Below are 21441 nucleotides of genomic sequence, written 5' to 3' on the forward strand. Positions count from 1 at the left end.
GGGTCAGCGTCCCACGTCGGGGTCGGCGCGTCTCCCCCACGCAACCGTGCAGATCGTGCGCACCGTTGCGTGGGGGCGAGCCCGTTTGCGTGGGGCCCCACGCAAACGGGCTGGGGTCAGCGGATGGTGAGCTGACGGCTGGTGAGGTTGGCGCGGGCGTTGCGCTGCTCCTGGGTCAGGGGCGCGTCATCGGCGATCGCACCCTCCAGCCGCTGCGCGAGGGCCGCGACGGGCTCCTCGAGCGCGGCCGCGCCGTCGTCGACGACGGCGGGGTCCATCTCCCACACCGGCACCAGCAGTCCGTGGGCTCGGAACATGCCGATGAGCTTCGTGCCGTCGCCGAGGGTCTCCTCGCCGGCGGCCGCGAGACGCGCGAAGCCGTCGAGCACCGTCGCCTCGCTCTGGGTGACGACCCAGCGCAGGTAGCGCTTGTCGCCCATGCGCACCCAGTAGGCCGCCTCGACCGACGTCAGGCGCTCGGTGGGGGCGATGGACTCGTTGGCGGCGGCCAGCGCGTCGGAGCCCTCGGCGTCGGTGCCCTCGACCCAGAAGTCGAAGCCGTCGTGCACCTCCACGTCGAACGACGACGCCGGGTCGACGATCTGCTGCAGCCGGTCGCCCACGCCCGGGTCGGTCAGGCGCACCGGGTTGCCGGGCTCGGTCTCGCGGGCGGCCTCGATGGCGCCGGCGAGGTCGCGACTCACGTCGCCGTAGTTGTGCAGCACCTGCAGGCCCAGCCAGATCTCGCCGTCGGGGCGACGGATGCCGGCACCGCCACCGGGCAGCAGCGAGCACACCCGCACCTGCTCCCCGTCGGTGAGCGTGACCGTGGCGGTCGCGGACGGCACGAACTCGCGCAGCGCGATCCAGTCACCCTCGTGCGGCAGGCCCTCGAACGTGCGGGCGACGAAGGGCATGCGGGCCGGCTTCGGCGCCTTGGTGCGGCGCGACTTCTTTCCCATGGGTCGCACCCTAGCCAGAGGTGCGGGCGGCGGCAGGCCGCAGGGTCGCCCCTGACCGAGAGGTGCTCAGTGGGCCCAGGGTGATCAGCTGGCCCGGGTAGTCAGCTGGCCCAGCGTGGTCAGCGGGCGAGCGGCAGCTCGGCGCCCACGCGGGTGCCGGCGGACATGTCGACCCACCAGCGGTCGGCGACGCGGTTGATGATCGAGAGTCCACGGCCGCTGAGGGAGTCCTCGTCGAAGTCGATCGGCTTGAGCGATCCGCCCTGGCCGTCGTCGTGGACGCTGATCTCGAGCAGCTGCCGCTCGGGGTCGATCGTCCACGCCAGCTCCATCGTGCCGTCGTCGGACGGCTGGCCGTGCGCGACGGCGTTGGCGACCATCTCGCTCAGCACGATGAGGGCGTCGTCGATGACGGTCGACGAGGCGCGGTGCACGGTGAGGAAGCCGGCGAGCTTGGTGCGGGCGATGCTCGGCGTCGAGGGCTCGAACGGCAGACGCACGGTCGCGGACGGACGGGTGGTCGCGGCGGCGTTGCCGTCGACCTGTTCTCCGCCCGGGTGCATATAGTCCAAAGTAACCAGTCAGCAGCCGATAATCCAGCCCGTGTGGCCCACCTCCCGCCGCGGACGCCGCGCGAGAGCCGCTCTGCACAGGCACCAGACCTTCGAGGAGCCCCCCGTGGACGTGCCCACGACGACCGTCGCCGACCTGCCCGACCCGCTGCCCGACGACCTCGTCGTGCTCGACGTCCGCGAGCCCCACGAGTGGGACGCAGGGCACGTCCCGGGCGCCGTGCACGTGCCGCTCGGCGACCTCCCGACGCGTGTCGGCGAGCTCGACCCGCAGGCGCGCACGCTCGTCGTCTGCCACCTCGGTGGTCGATCGGCGCGGGCCACGGCCTGGCTCGGGCAGCAGGGCCACGACGTCGTCAACCTGGCCGGCGGGATGGACGCGTGGGAGGCCGCCGGCCGACCCACCGAGAGCTGAGCGTCCCCGGACGCGGAAAGGCCCCCTGGACCGTGTGGTCCGGGGGGCCTCTCCGTGGCTGACGGGCCTAGCTCACTTGGCGGCAGCCTTGAGCTTCGAGCCGGCGCTCACCTTCACGCCGTAGCCGGCGGGGATGTCGATGGTCTCACCGGTCGCGGGGTTGCGGCCCGTGCGAGCGGCGCGCGAGACGCGCTCGACCGAGAGGATGCCGGGGATGGCGACCTTCTCGCCCTTGCTGACGGCGTCGATGAGGACGTCGGCCAGCGCGCTGAGGACGTCGTCGGCGGTGGACTTGGTGGTGTCGGCCTTCTCGGCGAGGGCCGAGACGAGGTCGCTGCGGGAGATAGCCACGGGGACTCCTAGAGAGTTCGGATGTTGTGCGCTCAGCAGTCTAGGCAGGAAACCCCGACATTCCGGTGCACCCCGGCCCCTACGGCGTGCCTTCTGCCCGTGATATCGGGCCTCGGAGGGCGTCCCAGTCGGGGCCGGGGGCGTCGACGAGCCCGCGCAGCGCCTCCAGGTACCTCTCCCTCGGCCACCGCACGACCCCCAGCGACTCCAGGTGCGGGGTCGCCCACTGCACGTCGACGAGCCCCTCGGGACCCACGGCGTCGACCAGCGCCACCAGCGCCACCTTCGACGCGTCACGTGCGTGGTGGAACATCGACTCCCCCGCGAACAGGCGTCCGACCGAGAGTCCGTACAGCCCGCCGACGAGGGCCCCGTCGGCGTCGCGGGTCTCGACGGAGTGCGCCCAGCCGAGCTCGTGCAGACGCACGTACGCGTCACGGATGCCGCGGTCGATCCAGGCTCCGGGCCGGCGGGGGTCGGCGCACGCGTCGACCACCTCGGCGAACGCGGTGTCGATCGTGACCGTCAGCCGGCGCACCGCCTGGCGCAGCGACCGCGAGACCCGCAGCGCCGACGGCTCCAGCACGCCGCGCTCGACCGGCGACCACCACAGCAGGTCGCCCTCGTCCGGCATCGGGAACGCGCCGTGGCGGTAGGCCTCGACCACCGTCGACGGCTCGAGGTCGGCGCCGGCCGCGACGCAGTCGGACCGCGGCCACAGGTCGGGTCGGAACTCCCAGGGGGACGGGGGCAGCGGGGCGGCGGGCACGTCAGGCCTCCAGCACGCGGCTCAGGTGGTGTGCGGGCATCCCGCCCCACTCGCGCCACTCCTCGTCGGTGGCGCCCTCGAGGGAGTCCCACCAGGTCAGGGCACGGTTGACCGGCTGCGTGAAGGCCGTGGCGGCGCGCAGCTCGGCGAGGTCGCGCGGGTCGGCGACGTCGGACCACATCTCGGAGTAGGTGGCGAGCACGTCGTCCCAGGCCAGCGCGCTGCGTGTCGTGATCCAGCCGTAGGGCACGCTCAGGACCTCGAGCGCGTGGGACCACTGCAGGTCGCCGAAGTCGAACACGCGCAGGTCGGCGAAGGCGTTCCAGGGGTGCACGTCACCATGCTGCACGGTGACCGGGACGCTCGACGACGCGAGGCGCGCGACGGCCTCGAGCAGCTGCTCCCGGCGTCCGGCGAGCGCGGTGGCGCCGGCGTGGTCGAGCGCCGAGGGGTGCTCGGCCGGCAGCGTCGCGAGGCGTTCGAGCAGCGCGTCGAAACGGGCGGGGACGGTCTCGGGCGAGCAGTCGGGGACGCCGGTGGCGAGCACGGCGTCGCGACGGTCGACGAGACGACGCTGCAGGCGCGCCGTCGCGATCATGACGCCGCGCCAGTCGGCGAGGGTCGGCTCGCGGGAGTCGCCCAACGTGACGCCGCGGTCGGCGGTGAGCATCCAGCCCCGCGCCGGGGTCGACCGCGAGCGGTGCGGCCACCTGGTCGGGCGCGACGTCGGCCAGCAGGGCGTGCAGCGCCGGCTCGAACGCCATCGACCGGCAGTTCGCCTTGAACCAGAGGCGCCCGCGGTCGGTGGGCACGACCAGCTGCGTCGACCACGGCCGGACCCGACGTTGCTCGATCGGGCCGGCGAGCGCGTGCCCGGCCTCCTCGGCGCGGGCGTGGATCCAGGCGTGCGTCTCCTCGAGCCAGCCCGGCGAGGTGACCTGCCGGCTGAACGCCTGGTCCATGCGCTGAGCGTAGGGCCCGCGGCCGTTTGGGGGGCGGACCTCGACCGCGTCCCTAGGATTGTGGGCATGGCTGGACTTCGAGGCAGGGCCGCGGTGGCGGCGACGAACAAGTTCGCTCCGCAGGTGGCAGGCGGGTTCGTCCGCCAGGTGCTGGACCGCGCGATCGACGGCGTCGGGCCGCTCCCGTCGGCGCGCAAGGCCGCCGACGCCCACCTGGTCGACACCGACGGCGACGTCGAGGCGGCGATCACGCGTCTCGTGCGCCGCCACACCGCGCTGGCCGGCGCGCAGGGGTTCGTGACGAACCTGGGCGGCATCGCGGCGGTGGCCGTGGCGGTGCCGGCGAACGTCGTCGGCGTCACGCTGGTGCAGGCGCACATGGTCGCGGGGGTGGCCGCGCTGCGCGGCTACGACCTCACCGACCCGCGGGTGCGCAACGCGATCCTCGTCTGCATGCTCGGCGAGGACGCGGTGAAGGACCTGCTGAAGTCGGGCAAGCTGCCCTCGCCGCCGATGACGCTCGCGACGTCGCCGGTGCACTCCCCCGAGCTCGACCGGATCATCTCCCACGAGGTCACCGCCGAGCTGGTCACCCGCACGGTCGGCCGACGCGCCGTCACCCTCGTCGCCCGCCGCGTGCCGCTCATCGGCGGTGCCGTCGCGGGCGGGTCCGACGGCTGGTCGACCCGCCAGATCGGCCAGTACGCCGCGCGGGAGCTGAAGGACCGCAACATCCCGAAGCGGCAGGCCTGACCGCCGGTTCCATCCCTGACTCCCATCAGCTGATGGGAATCAGCATCTGACCATGGTTTCCCTCACTCACCTGCGGATGATTCCGAGGGTGAGCGAGGGATTCCCCTGACGTCATGGGAATCAGCGGCCTGACGATGACAGCGGGTCAGGACTCGACGGGCGCGACCGGCTGCCGCAGGATCGTGCGCAGGCGCTCGGGCGCGGTCCGCCGGGGGTCTCCGAGGTAGACCTCGTGGTGGCGGCCGGTCAGGCGCAGCCCGGCCGACGGGATCTCGACGTCGTGCATCCGCGCCAGCACCGGGCCCTCGTCGTCGTAGGGGCCGACGTGCAGCGTCTGGATGCACAGACCCTCGTGCAGCACCCGCAGGTCGACGCGGGCGAGGCCGGTGAGCCCCGGCTTCCTGCGCGCGACGGTCGCGACGGCGTCGGCGAACGCGGCGTCGTCGACCCAGGTGGGCGCGAGGACCAGGGCGGTCCAGCTCCAGCGGCTCTTGTCGCGCGCGCTCGTGAAGGCGGCCATGTCGTCGGACCACCAGAGCGCCTCGAGCGGCATGACCGTCTCGTCGTGCCCGCGCTCCTTGCCGGCGAAGCGCAGGGCGTAGGCGACCGGGTAGAGCACGGCGAGCGCCTCGGCGTAGGAGGCCGACGTGTTGGGGTCGCCCTGGCCGTCGACCGCCAGGTACGTCATCAGGGGCACCTCGAGCACGTCGAAGACCCCTCGCCGCGCGCGGTACTGGGGAAGGGTGCGCTTGCGGTCGAGCGTCACGCCTGCTCCTGCTCGCGCTGGCGTGCGCGGTACTCCGCCGCGGCGTGGCGGTTGCCACAGGTGGTGCTGCAGAAGCGGCGGGAGCGGTTGCGGGAGAGGTCGAGGACGATGCCGTCGCAGCCGTCGTCGGCGCAGGTCGCGAAGCGGGACAGCTCGCCCGCGGTGACCACCTCGCTGAACGCGACGGCAGTCTCGAGGGCGATCCGCTCGTGCAGCGGCCGGTCGTCGTCGACCACGTGCAGGTGCCAGCCCAACGGACCGTGGTTGACGAGTCGCGGCTGCGCGGGGAACGCGGCGAGCAGGTCGTTGACGACGGCGACGGCCTCGTCGAGCTCGGCCGTCATCAGTCGACGCAGGGTGGCGCGCAGCGCGCGGACCTCCTCGAGCTCCGCGCGGTCGCGGTCGTGCCGGCCGGTGTAGCCGTGCCGTTCGTAGTAGCCGTCGAGCTCCGCCACGGAGGTGAGCGTGTCGGGCTGCTCGGCCGAGTTCGCCAGCTCGACGGCGGCCAGCAGGTTCGCCTCGGTGTCATGAGCGAAGACCATGTTGACACCTTATGACACCGAGCCCTATCGTCAGGACCCATGACTGGGAACGCTCCTGACGCAACGTCGCTGACGAGTGCCTCGGCGACGCCGCGACGTTCCCCGAACGCCGGGAGCGGGCGCACCGCGTCGGGCCTCGCGTTCGCCCTGGTGTCGGCCTCCGCCTTCGGGCTCTCCGGGTCCCTGGCGCGCGGGCTGCTGGAGTCGGGCTGGAGCGCCGGTGCGGCCGCAGGGGTCCGCATGGGCGTGGCCGCGGCCGTCGTGGCCCTCCCGGCCGCCCTCGCGATGCGCGGCCGCTGGGGCCTGGTGCGCCGCGCCACGCCGATGGTGCTGCTCTACGGCCTGCTCGCCGTCGCCGGCGCGCAGCTCTGCTACTTCTACGCCGTGCAGACGCTGCAGGTCGGCGTGGCGCTGCTCATCGAGTACATGGCGCCCGTCGCCGTCGTGGTGTTCCTGTGGGTGGCCCGCGGGGAGCGCCCCGGACGGCTCACCGTCGCCGGCGCCGTCGTCGCGATGGCGGGTCTCGCGCTCGTGCTCGGCCTGCTGTCGGGTGTCTCGCTCGACGGGGTCGGGGTGCTGTGGGCCCTCGGCGCCACCATCGGTGCCGCGACCTACTTCCTGCTGTCGGCCGACGACCGGGTCGGGCTGCCGCCCGTCGCGCTCGCCGGCGGCGGGCTGCTCGTCGGCAGCGCCGCCCTCGGTCTTGGTGGGCTGGTCGGCGTGCTGCCGATGACCGCGTCGACCGCCGACGCGACGCTGGGCGACGTCGCGCTCCCCTGGTGGCTGCTCGTCGGCCTGCTGGGCGTCGTGACCGCGGCGCTGGCCTACGTCACAGGCATCGCGGCGGGACGTCGGCTCGGGTCGCGCGTGGCGTCGTTCGTCGCCCTCTCCGAGGTGCTCATGGCCGTGCTGTTCGCGTGGCTGCTGCTCGACGAGCTGCCGACCACGGCCCAGCTCCTCGGCGGCCTCCTCGTCCTGGCGGGCGTCGTGCTGGTGAAGGTCGGCGAGCCCCGGCACGTCGAGGAGCACGGGGCGACGTCGCCCACGGTCGAGCCGCTGCCGCCCACCTGAGCCGCCCGCCCCACCCTCGCCGGCAGCGCCCGTTTGCGTGGGGCCCCACGCAAACGGGCTCGCCCCCACGCAAGGATGCGCCAGATCTGCGCGCTTGGGTGGGGCCCCACGCAAACGCGCAGCGGAGGCGGGGTCAGGTGCGGACGTGCATCCGCTCGCCCTGAGGGCCGAAGATGGCCAGCACCTCGGTGGGGTGCGGGCCGGGGTTGCTCACCCAGTGCGGGGTGCGGGTGTCGAACTCGACCACCTCGCCGGGCCCGATCGTCAGGTCGCGCGAGCCCAGGACCAGGCGCACCTGCCCCGAGAGGACGTACATCCACTCGTAGCCGTCGTGGGTGCGCAGGCTCGGCTCGGCGTCCGCCTCCACCGGCATGACGATCTTGTACGACTGCAGCCCGCCCGGACGTCGCGTCAGCGGCACGAACGTGCGACCGTGCCGCACCACCGGACGGGCCCGCACGCGGGGGTCGCCGGTCTCGGGCGCGTCGACGAGCTCGTCGAGTGCGACACCGTGCGCGGCGGCGAGGGGCAGCAGGAGCTCGAGTGTCGGCCTGCGCTGCCCCGACTCCAGCCGCGACAGGGTGCTCACGGAGATGCCGGTCTGCTCCGCGACGTCGGCGAGGGTCGCGTCGCGCTCCAGGCGCAGCTGGCGCAGCCGGGGCCCGACGCCCGCCAGCACCTCGCCGAGGTCGGAGGGGGCGGTCATGCGCCGGGTTCCAGTCGACGCAGCGACGCCTCGGTGCCGAGCTCGGCACGGTCACGGCGAACACGACGCCAGTGGTCGAGCGCGGCGATAAGGACGGCCGGGTCTCCACTCAGGTGCGGGAAGGAGATCGCCAGCGCCCTCTCGGCCTCCGGGATCGGTCGTGCCTGCTGCTCGCCGAACCCGGTCGGGGCGCGCAGCACCCGCACCTGGTCCGCCGTGCGTGCGTAGACGACGAGTGTACGACGCGGCTGCTGCAACGCGACCACCTCGACGACGTCGTCCCAGGCGACCTCGCGTTCGGAGCTCCAGGTGCGCAACCGGACGGTGTCGGGGGTGAGCACCAAGGCGCCCCGAGGGCGGCGACCGGCGACCACGGCGACCACGGTCGGCACGGCGAGGACCAGCACGACCGCCGCACCGACGAGCCCGACCGACGGCCCCGTCGAGCCCGACCCCGCGACCGCCGAGAGGACCAGGAGGGCACTGAAGAGCACGGCGGCCCCGGTGGTGCCCCACGCGAGGAACCGCGCCAGGCGCGACTCCGGGAGCACGGTGGCGGCGTCGGCGAGCGTCGACGCGTGGGCGCCCCGCGGCGTGGCGAGGAAGCGCAGCAGGTATCCGACCGCGAGGACGGCGGTCGCCGCCATGGCGGCACCGGCCAGGGCGAGGAGCAGGTCGCCACGGGTGAGCAGCAGCACCGACGCCGCGAGGAGGGCCGGCCCGAGCAGCACAGCGGCCGCACCCATGCCGAGCACCTGGCCCACCGGCGGTCTCGGCGACGACGGCCGCGCGTCCGCGCCGCTCACCACGGGGTCACCGCGTCCCACACGTCGCTCGCCGTGTCCTTCACGCCCTCGCCGAAGTCGCGCAGACCCTCGTCGATCGCCTCGGTGACGTCCTCGGGGACCCAGTGGTCCCAGGCGTACTCCGCCAGCATGCCGACGCCGACGGCCGCGACGGTGCCGACCGCGGCGACGGCCAGGACGGGAGCACCTGCCGTGACCGCGATGGCCCCGGCGGCGATGCCGGCCCCCGTCGCGAGCACCTCGCTGGAGATGACCTGACCGGGCGAGTCACCGTTGGCGATGTCGTTGCCCGCGAGGCCGACGGTGAGCAGCCCCCCGACGATGGGGAGTCGCCGGGCGATCCGCTCCGACCCCTCGGCGAGCGCGTCCAGGCCCCGCGCGGCCTGACGGTTGCCGCGGACGTCCACGGCGTCGCCCGCCGCGCGTCGGGCGGGGTTGCCGGAGCGCTGCGCACGGCGCGCCTCGGCCGCCTCGCGACGCAGGCGTGCCGCCTCGCTGCCGTGGTGGTTCGCCAGCTCCTCGAGCCGACCCTTGCGCAGGTCGATCGTGAAGAGCATGGCCGTGGCGGGCAGCTTCTGCAGCTGCTTGACGAGGTAGGACAGCAGAGTCGGGTCGTCGGCCGTCGCGATGTGGGTGAGGTTCGCGTCGATCCACTCATCGAGGGTGGTGCGCTCCTGCTCGACCTCCCCCAGCAGCCGGTTGTAGAGCTCGACCTTGTCGTTCGCCTGCTCGAACCGGTCGTTCTCCGCGTCCCACGCGGTGCGCTCCGCCTCCGTCGACCCGGCGGGCAGGTCGGCGGGACGTTGCGGCTCCGGCGGGGTCTGGATGACGGTGCCGGCCACGGTGAGCCCGCCCTCCGTGGCCTCGGCACGGCGATCGGCCATGTGCTCCTGGGCGTGCGTCAGCTTGACGGCGTAGGTGCGGAACTTCTCCGCCACGCGACCGAGGTGCTCCTCCTGCTCGTCACCGGCGTCGATCACCTGGCTCGCGACGTCACGGTAGGCCTCGGCGGCGGCTCCTTCCCAGTCGCGACCGGCGCGCTGCCGGGCCGAGGTGCCCCGCTCGCCCGCCTCGCCGACCTTCGCGCGCAGGGTGTCCGAGACCCACGTGGCGGCGGCACGGACCGCCGCCGGGTCCCCCTCCAGCTTCGTCTCGATCATCGTCCGCCCTCGTCGGCAGGGAGCCCGCGCGTGACCTGGTCGAAGGCGTCGCGGATGGATTCGTCGGTGGCGTCGTACTGGTCGACGACCTGGCCCATCACGGTCGCGACGGCCCGGTGGACGGCCGCGAGGTCGCTCGCCTCGGACATGACGTTCGACAGGATCGCCGAGATCGCCGAGGACCCGGGACCGGCGTCGACGGTGCCGGGCGCCGACTCCCCCGTGCCCTCGATCAGCTCGGCTCCCTCGAGGTGGAGGTCGCGGATCGCCTCGCCGGCACCGGGCTCGATCCGCAGGTCGCTCACAAGGAACCTCCGGTGTGCCGGACCTCGGCGGGCAGCTCCTGATCGAGCAGCACGACGTCGTAACGCGCTTGCTCACGCAGGGTGGAGAGGTGGCCGGTCTCCATCAGCGTCCAGGGCTGGTGGTCCCCGCAGCAGCGCGCCAAGCGGTCGAGCGCGGTGTATGCGAGGAGGGCGAGCCGACCGTCCTCGAGGGTGCGGAGCTCGACCTGCGGGGACTCGCCCGGGATGGTCGGACGGCAAGGCAGGTACAGCACCGGCGGAATCTGCCGGCGTCCATCTGGCTGGTCGGTCATGTCTTCCCCCCAGGGTGTGGCCGCTCACGCGGCACCGAAGTCGTGAACCCATCGTGCCAGACGCTGCAGCACCCCGAGGTTGCCAGAACAGCAAAGTTCTTTGTCGCCTGAACGCCGCGGAGCGCATGCTCGACCCATGAGCACGAACATCGAGGTTCCCCGTTCCTCCGGCACCCCCGTCGACGTCGTCGTGGTGGGAGGAGGCGCCGCCGGGCTGAGCACCGCGCTGGTGCTCGCCCGCTCCCGCCGATCCGTCGTGGTGGTTGACGCCGGCGAGCAGCGCAACGCGCCCGCCGCCCACATGCACAACTACCTGGGCCGCGAAGGCACCCCGCCGCTCGAGCTGGCCCGGCTCGGCCGCGAGGAGGTGGAGTCCTACGGCGCGACGGTCGTCGCCGGTCGCGTCCTCGCCGCGGAGGCGCTGCCCGGCGACGTGCCGACCTTCGCCGTGACGCTCGACGACGGCAGTCGCTTCCTCGCGCGCCGCGTCGTGCTCGCGACCGGCGTCGTCGACGAGCTGCCCGACGTGCCGGGTCTCGCCGCACGGTGGGGCAAGGACGTCCTGCACTGCCCCTACTGCCACGGGTGGGAGGTGCGCGACCAGCGGGTCGGCGTGCTGCTGACGTCGCCGATGGGGCTGCACCAGGCCGGGCTGTTCGGCCAGCTCACCGAAGAGCTCACGGTGCTCGCGCACGACGTCGATCTCGGCCACGGCGAGCGCGAGCCGCTGCGGGCTCGCGGCCAGGCGGTGGTCGAGGGCCGGGTCGAGGAGGTCCTGTCCGCCGACGACCGCCTGGTCGGCGTGCGCCTGGCCGACGGGACCACCGTCGAGCTCGACGCGATCGCCGTGCAGTCGTTCCCCCGCGCCCGGACCGAGGTCGCCGACCTGCTCGGGGTGCCGACCCGGCCGCTGGAGATGCACGGCACCACCCTCGCCGTCGGGCTCGAGGCCGACGCGAACGGCGCCACGCCCGTCGCCGGCGTCGTCGCGGTCGGCAACGCCGCGGCCCCCATGGTCACGGTCGCCGCGGCCGTCGCGTCGGGCGTGCAGGCAGGCGCGTTCCTGAACGCCGGGCTCGTCGAGGAGGACACCCAGGCCGCCGTCGAGCGGTCGCGGGCAGAGATGCGCGAGCCCGAGGCCTGGGAGGAGCGCTACGGCGCGGCGGCCGCCGTGTGGAGCGGCCGCGTCAACCCGCAGGTCCCCGCCAAGGCCGAAGGACTGGAGCCCGGCCGGGCGATCGATGTCGGCTGCGGCGAGGGCGGTGACGTCATCTGGCTCGCGCAGCACGGCTGGGAGGTCACCGGCATGGACTTCTCGCCCGCCGGGCTCGACCGCGCGCGGCAGCACGCGCACGACGCCGGGGTGGGCGAGCGGACGTCGTTCCGCGTCGGCGACGTCCGTACCTGGGAGCCGGGCGACGAGCGGTGGGACCTCGTGACGGCGCACTACCTGCACCTGCCCCCGGAGCCGATGCTCGACGTCGTGCGCCGGCTCGCGTCGGCCGTGGCACCCGGCGGCACGCTGCTCGTCGTCGGGCACCACCCGGGCGACGTCCCGGCCGGCGTGAGGGCACGCGACGACCTCTTCGAGCCCGAGGCGCTGCTGCCGGCGCTCGACGAGACGTGGGACGCACGCGCCGAGGTCGTCGAGCGCACCCACACCGGCATGGGCGCCCACGTCGTGCGCGACAGCATCCTCGTCGCCACCCGCCGCTGACTCTCCCCCCTCCCCGCTGAGCGTGACGTTCGCGGGCCGGAAACCTCGTTCTCGGCCCGCAAACGTCACACTCAGCGGAAGGGTGCAGGCGGGCGGGGGGTTGGGGTCAGAGGCGGCGGAGGGCGGTCTCGGCGGCGTTGAAGCCGCCCATGCCGTGCACGCCGCCGCCGGGCGGGGTGGCGGCGGAGCAGAGGTACACGCCCTCGACGCCGAGCGAGTAGGGATCGAGCGTCGGACGGGGGCGCAGCGGGATCTGACGCCACGTGTTCGCGCCGGTGCCGATGTCGCCGCCGACGTAGTTCGGGTTGTACGCCTCCAGCTGCGCCGTGCCCTTCGAGACCACCTGCACGATCCGGTCCTGGAAGCCGGGCGCGAAGCGCTCGACCTGGCCGATGATCTGCTCGGTCGCGTCCCCGGGCCACGCGTGCGGCACGTGCGCGTACGCCCAGACCGGGTGCACGTCGCCCTGCGAACGGCTCGGGTCCGCCACGTACTGCTGGCCCAGCAGCACGAACGGACGCTCGGGCATCGTGCCGCGCGCCGTGCGACCCTCGGCCTCGACGACCTCCGACGCGTCGCCCGCGACGTGGACGGTGCCGGCACGACGCACGTCGTCGTTCGTCCACGGGATGCCGCCCTCGACCGCGAGGTCGATCTTGAACGCCGCCGGCCCGTACCGGTACGCACGAAGCGCACGCGCGACGATCGACGGCATCGCGTCGCCCACGATGCCGAGGGCACCGCGCGGCGAGGTGTCGAGCATGACGACGTCGGGACGCGCACCGGTGCGGTCGGCCAGCTGGTCGAGGCTCGTCACCTGCACGCCGGTGCGCACGGTGCCGCCGAGCTCCTCCAGCAGCGACACGAGCGCGTCCGCGATGGCCTGCGACCCGCCCTCGGCGACCGGCCAGCCGTACCGGTGGCCCGCGGCGGTCAGCATGAGACCGACGGAGGCGCTCAGCGGGGTGTCGAGGCGGCCGAACACGTGCGCGGCGACCCCCATGAACAGCGCCCGCGCCGGCTCGTCGTCGAAACGGCGGGCGAGCAACGTGGCGGGGAGGGCCGCGTTGAGCCCGAACCGACCGAGCGCCAGAGGGTGGGACGGCACGTGGACGACGGGCCGCAGGACGTCGGCGAGCAGGTCGTCGAACCCGTCGCTGAGCGGCTCGAACAGCCGACGCCACCTGCGCGCGTCGACGCCGAGCGACGCGGCCGTGCGGTCCATGTCGCGGCTGACGACCCCGGCACGGCCGTCGTCGAGCGGGTGGGCGAGGTCGATCTCGGGCCAGAGCCAGCGCAGCCCGTGCCGCTCGAGGTCGAGCGAGCCGAGGAACGGCGAGGCGACGCCCATCGGGTGGAAGGCGGAGCACTCGTCGTGCAGGAGGCCGGGCACCGTCAGCTCCGACGTGCGCGTGCCGCCTCCGACCCGGTCCGAGCGCTCCAGCACGGTGACGTCGAGACCCTCCTGCGCGAGTCGTACCGCCGCCGCCAGACCGTTCGGACCGCTGCCCACCACCACTGCCGACGTCATGTCCTCATCCTCGCACCGGGCGGACGATGCAGCGCGTCGCTCAGGTGCCCAGCGCCCGCACCACGGCGCTCGCGGGCGCCTTGCCGAGCTGCTCGGCCATCCACGTGCTGGTGGCGACGAGCGCGTCGAGGTCGACCCCGTGCTCGATCCCGAGCCCGGTGAGGAACCACACGAGGTCCTCCGTGGCCAGGTTGCCGGTCGCGCTCCTCGCGTACGGGCAGCCGCCGAGCCCGCCCGCCGACGCGTCGAACGTCGTGACCCCCGCCTGCAGCCCCGCGTGGACGTTGGCGAGGGCCTGTCCGTAGGTGTCGTGGAAGTGCAGCGCCAACCGCTCCGGACCGACGCCGGCCGCACCGAAGCGGCGCACGAGGTCGCCGACCTGGCCGGCGGTCCCGACGCCGATGGTGTCGCCGAGCGACAGCTGGGTCGCGCCGAGCTCGAGCAGCGCGCACCCGACCCGCACCACGGCGCCGGGGTCGACGGGACCCTCCCACGGGTCACCGAAGCACATCGACACGTAGGCGCGGACGTCGGCGCCGGCGTCGAGCGCGCGTCGCACGACGGGCGCGAACATCGTCATCTGGTCGGCGACGGTGCTGTTGAGGTTCTTCTCGGCGAAGGTCTCGGTGGCGCTGGCGAAGACGGCCACGTGGGCGCAGCCGGCCTCGAGCGCACGGTCGAGGCCGCGCTCGTTGGGCACGAGGACGGGGTGCGGGAACGTGGGACCCTCGCGCAGCTCCTCGACGAGGTCGGCGGCGTCGGCCAGCTGCGGCACCCACCGCGGGTGCACGAAGCTCGTCGCCTCGACGACGGGCAGGCCCGCGGCGACCAGCCGGCGCACGAACGCGGCCTTCACGTCGAGCGGGACGACCGTCTTCTCGTTCTGCAGGCCGTCGCGGGGGCCGACCTCGTAGATGGTCACGCGGGCCGGCAGCCCGGGCTCGGCCACACGCACGGGCAGGGCTCCGGGGCCCGCGGCGGTCGACGTCCCCGGGGCCGTCACGCGTCCTCCTCCACGTGCACCACGACGTGGCCCATGGCGACCTGGTCGCCGACCGCGGCGCCGACGTGGGTGACGGTGCCGGCGTGGGGGGCGACGAGCGCGAGCTCCATCTTCATCGCCTCGACGGCACCGAGCCGCTGGCCCTCGATCACGACGTCCCCGACCTCGACGTCGAGCGCGACGACCGACCCGGGCATGGGTGCGACGACGTCGGCGTCACCGACCGCCGCCGAGGAGGTGCGTCGCATGGCGTCGGCCTGCTCGAGGACCCAGGTCTGGCCCTGCCAGGTGGCCCAGACGCGACGCCCGCGCGCGGTGGCGTCGGCGTGCTCCTCCTGGGGGTCCACCGTGACGGCGTGGGTCGTGCCGTCGGGCTCGGCGACGTGCACGACGAGCGGCGTCGCGGGTCCGGCCGAGCGCCAGCCGTCGCCCCGGCCGAACGGCGAGGTGTCCTCGGGCTCGCCGAGCAGCAGCGCGGCCGCACGCAGTGCCTCGGGTGCGACGTCGGGCCGCTCGAGGAGCGGTCCGTCGTAGGCGTCGAGCCATCCCGTGTGCACCTCACCGGAGCGGAACGGCGCGGAGTCGACGAGCCGCCGCACCCACCCGAGGTTGGTGGCGATGCCCTCGACGGCGGACCCGTCGACGACGTCCAGCAGCGCGTCGACCGCCGTGTCGCGGTCGGGGCCGTGGGCGACGAGCTTGGCGAGCATCGGGTCGTACGCCGACGACACGTGAGCCTCGCCCTCGATCGCGGCGTGGACCTCGTGCCCCTGCTGCCCGCCCCACCGTGCGTCGAGCACGTGTCCGGCCTGCGGCAGGAACCCCGTGTAGGGGTCCTCGGCGTACACGCGCACCTCGACGGCGTGCCCGGTGCAGGTGATGTCGTCCTGGGCGAGCGGCAGCGGCCGGCCGGCGGCGACGTCGAGCTGCCACTGGACGAGGTCGAGGCCGGTGACCTGCTCGGTGACGGGGTGCTCGACCTGCAGACGCGTGTTCATCTCCAGGAAGTAGGCGGTCTGCCCCTGCCCACCGTCGCCGACGGCAGCGGCCACGAGGAACTCGACCGTCCCGGCGCCGACGTACCCGACCTCCTCGCACAGCGCCACCGACGAGCGGTGCAGCAGGTCGCGCAGCGCGGGGTCGAGGTCGGGCGCGGGCGCTTCCTCGACGACCTTCTGGTGGCGGCGCTGGGCGGAGCAGTCGCGCTCGAAGAGGTGCACGACGGTGCCGTGGGTGTCGCCGAAGACCTGCACCTCCACGTGCCGACCGCCCTCGACGTACGCCTCGACCAGGAGCGTGTCGTCGCCGAACGACGACGACGCCTCGCGCCGGGCGGTGGCGACGGCGTCGGCGAGGTCCTCGGGGCGACGCACCACGTGCATGCCCTTGCCGCCTCCACCGGCAGCGGCCTTCACCAGGACGGGGTAGGCGTCGGCGGGGACGTGCTCGGTGTCGTGGCGCGGCGTCACGGGCACGCCGGCGCGCACGGCCACCTCACGGGCGCGGTCCTTGCGGCCCATCAGCTCGATCACGTCGGGCGTCGGCCCCACGAACACGAGGCCGGCGTCGCCGACGGCCCGCGCGAAGCCGGCGTTCTCCGACAGGAAGCCGTAGCCGGGGTGCACGGCGTCGGCACCCGACGCGACGGCAGCGGCCACGACCTCCGCGCCGTCGAGGTAGGAGCCGACGCGCACGGCGTCGTCGGCCTCGGCCACGTGCAACGAGGTGACGTCGAGGTCGGTGTGGACGGCGACGCTCCGCAGTCCCGCGGCCCGGCAGGCACTCACGACGCGGCGCGCGATCTCGCCGCGGTTGGCGACGAGGACGGTACGGATCAGGCGGGTCTCGGTCATGGTCGGCTCACATCCGGAAGACGCCGAAACCGGGCGCACCGGTGTCGGCATCGGGTCGGTCGGCGAAGGACGGGACGGGCGCGTTCGCGCAGGCCTGCAGGGCGAGGCCGAGCACCCGGCGGGTCTCGCGCGGGTCGATGATGCCGTCGTCCCAGAGGCGGGCGGTGGCGTAGTAGGGGTTGCCCTGCTCCTCGTACTGGGCGCGGATCGGGGCCTTGAACGCCTCCTCCTCGTCAGCCGACCACGCCTCGCCGCGCCCCTCGACGCCGTCCCGACGGACGGTGGCGAGCACGGAGGCGGCCTGCTCGCCGCCCATCACGGAGATGCGCGCGTTCGGCCACGTCCAGAGAAAGCGGGGGTCGAAGGCGCGGCCGCACATGCCGTAGTTGCCGGCGCCGAACGAGCCGCCGATCACCACGGTCAGCTTCGGCACGACGCTCGACGCGACGGCCGTGACCAGCTTGGCGCCGTCCTTCGCGATGCCGCCGTTCTCGAACGAACGCCCGACCATGAATCCGGTGATGTTCTGCAGGAAGAGCAGCGGGATGCCCCGCTGGTTGGCCAGCTCGACGAAGTGCGCGCCCTTGAGCGCCGACTCGCTGAACAGGATGCCGTTGTTGGCGACGATCGCGACGGGGTAGCCCTCGACGTGCGCGAACCCGCAGACGAGGGTGTCGCCGTAGAGCGGCTTGAACTCGTGCAGCCGGGAGTCGTCGACGACCCGCCGGATCACCTCGCGCACGTCGTAGGGGGTGCGGCCGTCGACAGGCACGACGTCGAGCAACGTCTCGGGGTCCTCGCGCGGCGGCAGGGCGGGCTGCGGCTCGAGGTGGGTGCGCGCCGGGCCCAGCGTGCCCACGATCGAGCGGACGATGTCGAGCGCGTGCGCGTCGTCGTCGGCGAGGTGGTCGACGACCCCGGAGGTGCGGGCGTGCACGTCGCCACCGCCGAGGTCCTCGGCCGTGACGACCTCGCCGGTGGCGGCCTTCACGAGCGGCGGTCCGCCGAGGAAGATCGTGCCCTGCTCCTTCACGATGACGGTCTCGTCGCTCATCGCCGGCACGTACGCACCGCCGGCCGTGCACGAGCCCATCACCGCCGCGACCTGCGCGATGCCGCGCGCCGACAGCTGCGCCTGGTGGAAGAAGATGCGGCCGAAGTGCTCGCGGTCGGGGAACACCTCGTCCTGCATCGGCAGGAACGCGCCGCCGGAGTCGACCAGGTACACGCAGGGCAGGCGGTTCTGCAGCGCCACCGTCTGCGCGCGCAGGTGCTTCTTGACCGTGAGCGGGTAGTAGGTCCCGCCCTTCACGGTCGCGTCGTTGGCCACGACCATCACCTCGCGGCCCGCCACGCGCCCGATGCCGGTGACGATCGACGCGGACGGGACGGCGTGCTCCTGGCCGTCCTGCCCGTACATGCCGTACGCCGCCAGCGGCGCGATCTCCAGGAACGGCGAGCCGGGGTCGAGCAGGCGGTCGACCCGGTCACGGGGCAGCAGCTTCCCGCGGGCGACGTGCCGCTCCCGCGACGCCTCGCTGCCACCGCGACGCACCACCGCGAGCCGCTCGTGCAGCTGGTCGACCAGGTCGCGCATCGTCGGGGAGGACGTCATGCGGCGAGGTTAACACCCATTAACCTGCTGCGGTATCGTGCTCCCATGACGACCCGACGACGCGAGATCGCCCGCAGCGCGGTGCACCTCTTCGCCGACCGCGGGTTCCACGGCGTGAGCGTGGGCGACGTCGGCGCGGCGTCGGGCATCTCCGGCCCCGCGATCTACAAGCACTTCCGCGGCAAGGAGGAGGTGCTGGCGCAGGCGCTGGTCGACATCAGCACCGAGCTGCTCGACACCGGGCGCGCCCGGGTTGCGGCGCACGACGACGCGTCGGACCGGCTGGACGCCCTCGTGGACTGGCACATCGACTTCGCCGTCAGCCACCCCGCCTACATCGTCGTGCAGGAGCGCGAGTGGTCGCGGCTCGACGCCGACGCGCGTGCGGAGGTGCGGGCCCTGCAGCTGGCCTACGTCGACCTCTGGGTCGACGTCGTCCGCTCGTTGCGCGACGACCTGCAGCGCGCCGAGGCCCGGGCCGTCGTGCAGGCGGTCTTCGGGCTGCTGAACTCCACCCCGCACAGCGCGCGCATCGGCGAGGACGCCCTGCGCACCCTGCTCGCCCGCATGGCCCGCGCCGCCCTCCTCGCCTGACCCGGCGGTAGGTTGCCCACCTTTCGGCCGCTGGCGGTGGGTGACGCACGCCTCGAGCCGCCGGAAGGGTGGGGCACCTACCGCCCCAGCACGTTCGGTGGCACATCCACCGCCCAGGACGCGCTCACGTCGCGGTCGCTGCGACGACGACGGGCCGTCGCGCCGACGTCACCGCCACCGCGACCCCCACGAGCATGACGACCGCACCGATCGTCTCGAGCAGGTTGGGCACCTCGTCGAGGACGAGCCACGCGGAGAGCATGCCGATCGGGGGCACGAGCAGGATGTACGGGACGACCGACGACGCCGGGTGGCGCGCGACGAGGCCGTTGAAGATCGTGTAGCCGACCAGCGAGGCGGCCACGACGGTGTAGAGCGTGCTGAGCAGCGCGGTCCAGCCGAACCCCGCCAGGGCCTCCCCGATGGCGGCAGGACCGTCGACGACGAGCGAGACGGCCAGGCAGGGCAGGGGCACGACCAGCGCCGACCAGACGACGAGCGAGAGTCCCGACTCGACCTTCGCCGCACGGGCCACGACGTTGCCGATCGCCCACGAGAGCGCTGCGCCGACGGTGACGAGCAGCGGCACGATCGACGCGCCGGAACCGAAGCCGACGGCCACGGTCGCGAGACCGACCGTGCCGACGAGCGCCCCGCCGACCTGGCGACGCGTGGCCCGCTCGCCCAGCGCGAGCGACGCGATGACCATCGTCAGCACGACCTGCGCCTGGAGCACGAGCGACGCCAGCCCGGCCGGCATGCCGATCGCCAGCGCCAGGTAGAGCAGACCGAACTGGCCCAGGCTCATGAAGACGCCGACCGCGACCACCGCCTGCCACGACGCCCTCGGCCGCGGCACCAGCAGCACGAGCGGGAACGCGACGAGCACGAACCGGATCGCGAGGAACAGGAACGGCGGCACGTCGCGCAGACCCAGGTGGATGGCGACGAAGTTGCACCCCCACAGCACGGCCACGAGCACGGCAAGGAGGCTGTCACGGCGGGTCACGGGCTCAGTCTCGTCGGGTCGACGATGTAGGTCCAGTGATGCTTTCTTCACGATTCGATGTACGTTTCGTGCATGATCGACCTGAGTGCGCTGCGTTCGCTGCTCGCCGTGCACCAGCACGGCAGCGTGGTCGCCGCGGCGCACGCGCTCGGCTACACGCCGTCGGCCGTGTCGCAGCAGGTCAAGCGGCTCGAGCGTCAGCAGGGCCGTCCTCTCCTCGAGCGTGTCGGCCGCGGCGTGGTGCTCACCGACGTCGGCCGGCTGCTTGCCGAGCGCGGCGCGGGGGTGCTCGACGAGCTCGAGACGCTCAGCCACCTCGGGCACGACGTCGACCAGCCCCAGGGCTCCTTCCACGTCGCGACGTTCACCACGGCGCACCGCGGTCTGCTGGCCCCCGCGCTCGCGGCGCTGGAGGCGTCGGCTCCGCAGCTGCGCGTGACCGTGACGGAGGCCGACCCGCGCGACGTCGTGCTGCAGGTGGCGCGCGGCGCTGCCGACGCCGGGATCGTCCACGACTGGGAGAGCGTGCACCTGGACGTCCCGCCCGGTGTCGAGCAGGAGCACCTCCTGCTCGACCGGGCCGACCTCGTCGTCCACCGCGAGCACGCCCTCGCCGACCGCGAGACCGTCACGCCGCGCGACCTCGTCCGGGAGCGCTGGGTGTGCACCCCCGCCGGGACCCTCTGCCACGACTGGTTGCTCGTCATGTTCGCCCGGCACGGCCTGCGACCCGACCTGCGCTTCACCGACAACGAGTACGCGTCGCACGTGGCGCTGGCCGCCGCTGGCGTGGCGGTCGCGCTCGTGCCCCGCCTGGGTCGCGGCCCGCTCCCCGACGAGGTGGTGTGCGTGCCGGTCGTCGACCCCGTCCCGGAGCGCCGCATCGGTCTCGTGTGGCGGCGGGCCACCACCGGCAACCCGGCGCGCCGGGCCCTCCGCGACACCCTCGCCGCGGCTGTCTCCTGACCGGTCCCCCAGCGCCCCGGGACGTTGCCCACAGCCCGGACCTGCCGTTGTCAATCCCATCCACAGACATCGTGAAGAGGTCTGGTCGTCGACCTCGGAGGTCGAGAGGGTCGAGGCATCGACGATCCAGGGGGACCACGATGAGACACATCGCCACCGCGCTGGCCGGCGCGCTCGCCCTGAGTCTGCTGGCCTCACCCGCCCAGTCCGCACCCGCCCAGTCCGCGCCCGCACAGTCCGCACCCGCCCAGTCCGCACCGCACCCCGACACCGGTCTCGACGGCGCGAGCGCCGTCCGGACGGTCGGCCTCGAGCTGCACACGGACGACGCGACGCTCGAGCATGCCCTGGCGGCCCTCTCGGCGGCCACGACGCCGACCGAGGCCCAGGCGGTACTCGAGGACACCCTCGGCGTCGCAGCCGTCGTCGAGCTGGCCGAGGAGGTCGGTGCGTCGGCGGACGCACTGTTCGGCGAGGAGGTGCGGACCCTGAAGAAGCGCTCCTTCATGCAGTGCATGAAGGCCCGCGTCGGCAGGGACATCCGGTCGATCTTCAACGTGAACGCCATCGCGGCGCTCATCGGGCGGGAGAAGTACCTCGAGGCGGCGAAGGCCGCCGTGAAGTACCTCGCGAAGCAGGGGGTCAAGCGCAACGCCGCGGGCCTGGCTGCGACGCTCGCGTACTACGCCGCCCGGTGCAGGTTCTTCGGATAGGGACGTC

24 protein-coding genes are annotated in these 21441 nt (G+C 73.6%); 7 read left to right on the forward strand and 17 right to left on the reverse strand.

The features are described 5' to 3' along the window. Window positions 1-116 precede the first annotated feature (116 nt). Together QE370_RS04100 and QE370_RS04105 are read right to left on the reverse strand one after the other, a co-directional pair. The gene (locus QE370_RS04100; RefSeq protein ID WP_309633540.1) at window positions 117-962 is read right to left on the reverse strand and encodes a DUF5926 family protein; all 846 of its coding nucleotides are present in this window, start codon (window positions 960-962) and stop codon (window positions 117-119) included. A 119-nt stretch (window positions 963-1081) separates the two neighbouring features. Then, window positions 1082-1525 (reverse strand): ATP-binding protein, encoded by a 444-nt coding sequence (locus QE370_RS04105; protein ID WP_309633541.1) that lies wholly within the window; start codon window positions 1523-1525, stop codon window positions 1082-1084. A 115-nt stretch (window positions 1526-1640) separates the two neighbouring features. On the opposite strand from QE370_RS04105, the gene QE370_RS04110 reads away from it, so the two are divergent. Then, window positions 1641-1949, forward strand: coding sequence for a rhodanese-like domain-containing protein (locus QE370_RS04110; protein ID WP_067860774.1), 309 nt, complete (start codon window positions 1641-1643; stop codon window positions 1947-1949). Window positions 1950-2021: 72 nt separating this feature from the next. Here QE370_RS04110 and QE370_RS04115 read toward each other — a convergent pair whose 3' ends face one another. From QE370_RS04115 to QE370_RS04125, 3 genes are all read right to left on the reverse strand, one after another. After that, a complete protein-coding gene (locus QE370_RS04115; RefSeq protein ID WP_202967795.1) occupies window positions 2022-2294 on the reverse strand; it encodes an HU family DNA-binding protein in 273 nt (90 codons plus the stop codon). Between the two features lie 85 nt (window positions 2295-2379). After that, window positions 2380-3069, reverse strand: a complete 690-nt coding sequence (aat, locus tag QE370_RS04120; RefSeq protein ID WP_309633542.1) for a leucyl/phenylalanyl-tRNA--protein transferase — start codon at window positions 3067-3069, stop codon at window positions 2380-2382. A gap of 1 nt (window position 3070) precedes the next feature. Then, window positions 3071-3739 (reverse strand): phosphotransferase, encoded by a 669-nt coding sequence (locus tag QE370_RS04125; RefSeq protein WP_309633543.1) that lies wholly within the window; start codon window positions 3737-3739, stop codon window positions 3071-3073. A 358-nt stretch (window positions 3740-4097) separates the two neighbouring features. Between QE370_RS04125 and QE370_RS04130 the strand changes: the two genes are divergently transcribed. Further along, entirely contained in the window at window positions 4098-4784 is a 687-nt protein-coding gene (locus QE370_RS04130) for an EcsC family protein (RefSeq protein WP_309633544.1), read from the forward strand. Window positions 4785-4929: 145 nt separating this feature from the next. On the opposite strand, the gene QE370_RS04135 is transcribed toward QE370_RS04130, so the two are convergent. Beyond that, window positions 4930-5550, reverse strand: coding sequence for a GyrI-like domain-containing protein (locus tag QE370_RS04135; protein ID WP_309633545.1), 621 nt, complete (start codon window positions 5548-5550; stop codon window positions 4930-4932). Continuing rightward, window positions 5547-6092 (reverse strand): CGNR zinc finger domain-containing protein, encoded by a 546-nt coding sequence (locus QE370_RS04140; protein WP_253021405.1) that lies wholly within the window; start codon window positions 6090-6092, stop codon window positions 5547-5549. Before QE370_RS04140 ends, QE370_RS04135 begins: the two co-directional genes overlap by 4 nt. 39 nt (window positions 6093-6131) lie before the next feature. Here QE370_RS04140 and QE370_RS04145 point away from each other — a divergent pair, with 39 nt between their 5' ends. After that, window positions 6132-7163: an EamA family transporter gene (locus QE370_RS04145; RefSeq protein ID WP_309633546.1), complete on the forward strand. Its 1032-nt coding sequence runs from the start codon at window positions 6132-6134 to the stop codon at window positions 7161-7163. A 133-nt stretch (window positions 7164-7296) separates the two neighbouring features. Here QE370_RS04145 and QE370_RS04150 read toward each other — a convergent pair whose 3' ends face one another. The 5 genes from QE370_RS04150 to QE370_RS04170 are packed head-to-tail and all read right to left on the reverse strand — an operon-like array spanning window position 7297 to window position 10433. Then, window positions 7297-7869 carry a helix-turn-helix domain-containing protein gene (locus tag QE370_RS04150; RefSeq protein WP_067860788.1) on the reverse strand — a complete coding sequence of 191 codons (573 nt, stop codon included), beginning with the start codon at window positions 7867-7869 and terminating at the stop codon, window positions 7297-7299. Further along, a complete protein-coding gene (locus tag QE370_RS04155) occupies window positions 7866-8615 on the reverse strand; it encodes a hypothetical protein (protein WP_309633547.1) in 750 nt (249 codons plus the stop codon). Before QE370_RS04155 ends, QE370_RS04150 begins: the two co-directional genes overlap by 4 nt. Window positions 8616-8671: 56 nt before the next feature. Further along, the gene (locus tag QE370_RS04160; RefSeq protein ID WP_253021409.1) at window positions 8672-9835 is read right to left on the reverse strand and encodes a WXG100 family type VII secretion target; all 1164 of its coding nucleotides are present in this window, start codon (window positions 9833-9835) and stop codon (window positions 8672-8674) included. Beyond that, complete coding sequence (locus tag QE370_RS04165) at window positions 9832-10140, reverse strand: hypothetical protein (protein ID WP_067860794.1); 309 nt, start codon at window positions 10138-10140, stop codon at window positions 9832-9834. Before QE370_RS04165 ends, QE370_RS04160 begins: the two co-directional genes overlap by 4 nt. Next, window positions 10137-10433, reverse strand: a complete 297-nt coding sequence (locus QE370_RS04170; protein WP_067860796.1) for an SAV_915 family protein — start codon at window positions 10431-10433, stop codon at window positions 10137-10139. The genes QE370_RS04165 and QE370_RS04170 overlap by 4 nt, the downstream gene beginning before the upstream one ends. Window positions 10434-10569: 136 nt before the next feature. Here QE370_RS04170 and QE370_RS04175 point away from each other — a divergent pair, with 136 nt between their 5' ends. Beyond that, the gene (locus tag QE370_RS04175; RefSeq protein ID WP_309633548.1) at window positions 10570-12150 is read left to right on the forward strand and encodes a bifunctional NAD(P)/FAD-dependent oxidoreductase/class I SAM-dependent methyltransferase; all 1581 of its coding nucleotides are present in this window, start codon (window positions 10570-10572) and stop codon (window positions 12148-12150) included. 106 nt (window positions 12151-12256) lie between these two features. On the opposite strand, the gene QE370_RS04180 is transcribed toward QE370_RS04175, so the two are convergent. From QE370_RS04180 to QE370_RS04195, 4 genes are read right to left on the reverse strand one after another with little or no spacing between them, the layout of a single operon-like run. Continuing rightward, window positions 12257-13681 carry an NAD(P)/FAD-dependent oxidoreductase gene (locus QE370_RS04180; protein WP_253021410.1) on the reverse strand — a complete coding sequence of 475 codons (1425 nt, stop codon included), beginning with the start codon at window positions 13679-13681 and terminating at the stop codon, window positions 12257-12259. A 40-nt stretch (window positions 13682-13721) separates the two neighbouring features. Next, on the reverse strand, window positions 13722-14684 hold the full coding sequence (locus QE370_RS04185; RefSeq protein ID WP_309633549.1) for a hydroxymethylglutaryl-CoA lyase: 963 nt from the start codon (window positions 14682-14684) through the stop codon (window positions 13722-13724). Further along, window positions 14681-16537 carry a biotin carboxylase N-terminal domain-containing protein gene (locus QE370_RS04190; protein ID WP_309633550.1) on the reverse strand — a complete coding sequence of 619 codons (1857 nt, stop codon included), beginning with the start codon at window positions 16535-16537 and terminating at the stop codon, window positions 14681-14683. Before QE370_RS04190 ends, QE370_RS04185 begins: the two co-directional genes overlap by 4 nt. A 7-nt stretch (window positions 16538-16544) precedes the next feature. Continuing rightward, entirely contained in the window at window positions 16545-18152 is a 1608-nt protein-coding gene (locus tag QE370_RS04195; RefSeq protein WP_309633551.1) for a carboxyl transferase domain-containing protein, read from the reverse strand. Between the two features lie 45 nt (window positions 18153-18197). On the opposite strand from QE370_RS04195, the gene QE370_RS04200 reads away from it, so the two are divergent. Further along, window positions 18198-18746: a TetR/AcrR family transcriptional regulator gene (locus tag QE370_RS04200; RefSeq protein WP_309633552.1), complete on the forward strand. Its 549-nt coding sequence runs from the start codon at window positions 18198-18200 to the stop codon at window positions 18744-18746. 124 nt (window positions 18747-18870) lie between these two features. Here QE370_RS04200 and QE370_RS04205 read toward each other — a convergent pair whose 3' ends face one another. Continuing rightward, window positions 18871-19755 carry an EamA family transporter gene (locus QE370_RS04205; protein ID WP_309633553.1) on the reverse strand — a complete coding sequence of 295 codons (885 nt, stop codon included), beginning with the start codon at window positions 19753-19755 and terminating at the stop codon, window positions 18871-18873. 72 nt (window positions 19756-19827) lie between these two features. Between QE370_RS04205 and QE370_RS04210 the strand changes: the two genes are divergently transcribed. Together QE370_RS04210 and QE370_RS04215 are read left to right on the forward strand one after the other, a co-directional pair. Further along, entirely contained in the window at window positions 19828-20721 is an 894-nt protein-coding gene (locus tag QE370_RS04210) for a LysR family transcriptional regulator (protein WP_309633554.1), read from the forward strand. A 140-nt stretch (window positions 20722-20861) separates the two neighbouring features. After that, entirely contained in the window at window positions 20862-21434 is a 573-nt protein-coding gene (locus QE370_RS04215) for a hypothetical protein (RefSeq protein WP_309633555.1), read from the forward strand. Window positions 21435-21441: the final 7 nt, after the last annotated feature.

It is taken from the genome of Aeromicrobium sp. SORGH_AS_0981, assembly GCF_031453195.1.
Classification (GTDB): domain Bacteria; phylum Actinomycetota; class Actinomycetes; order Propionibacteriales; family Nocardioidaceae; genus Aeromicrobium.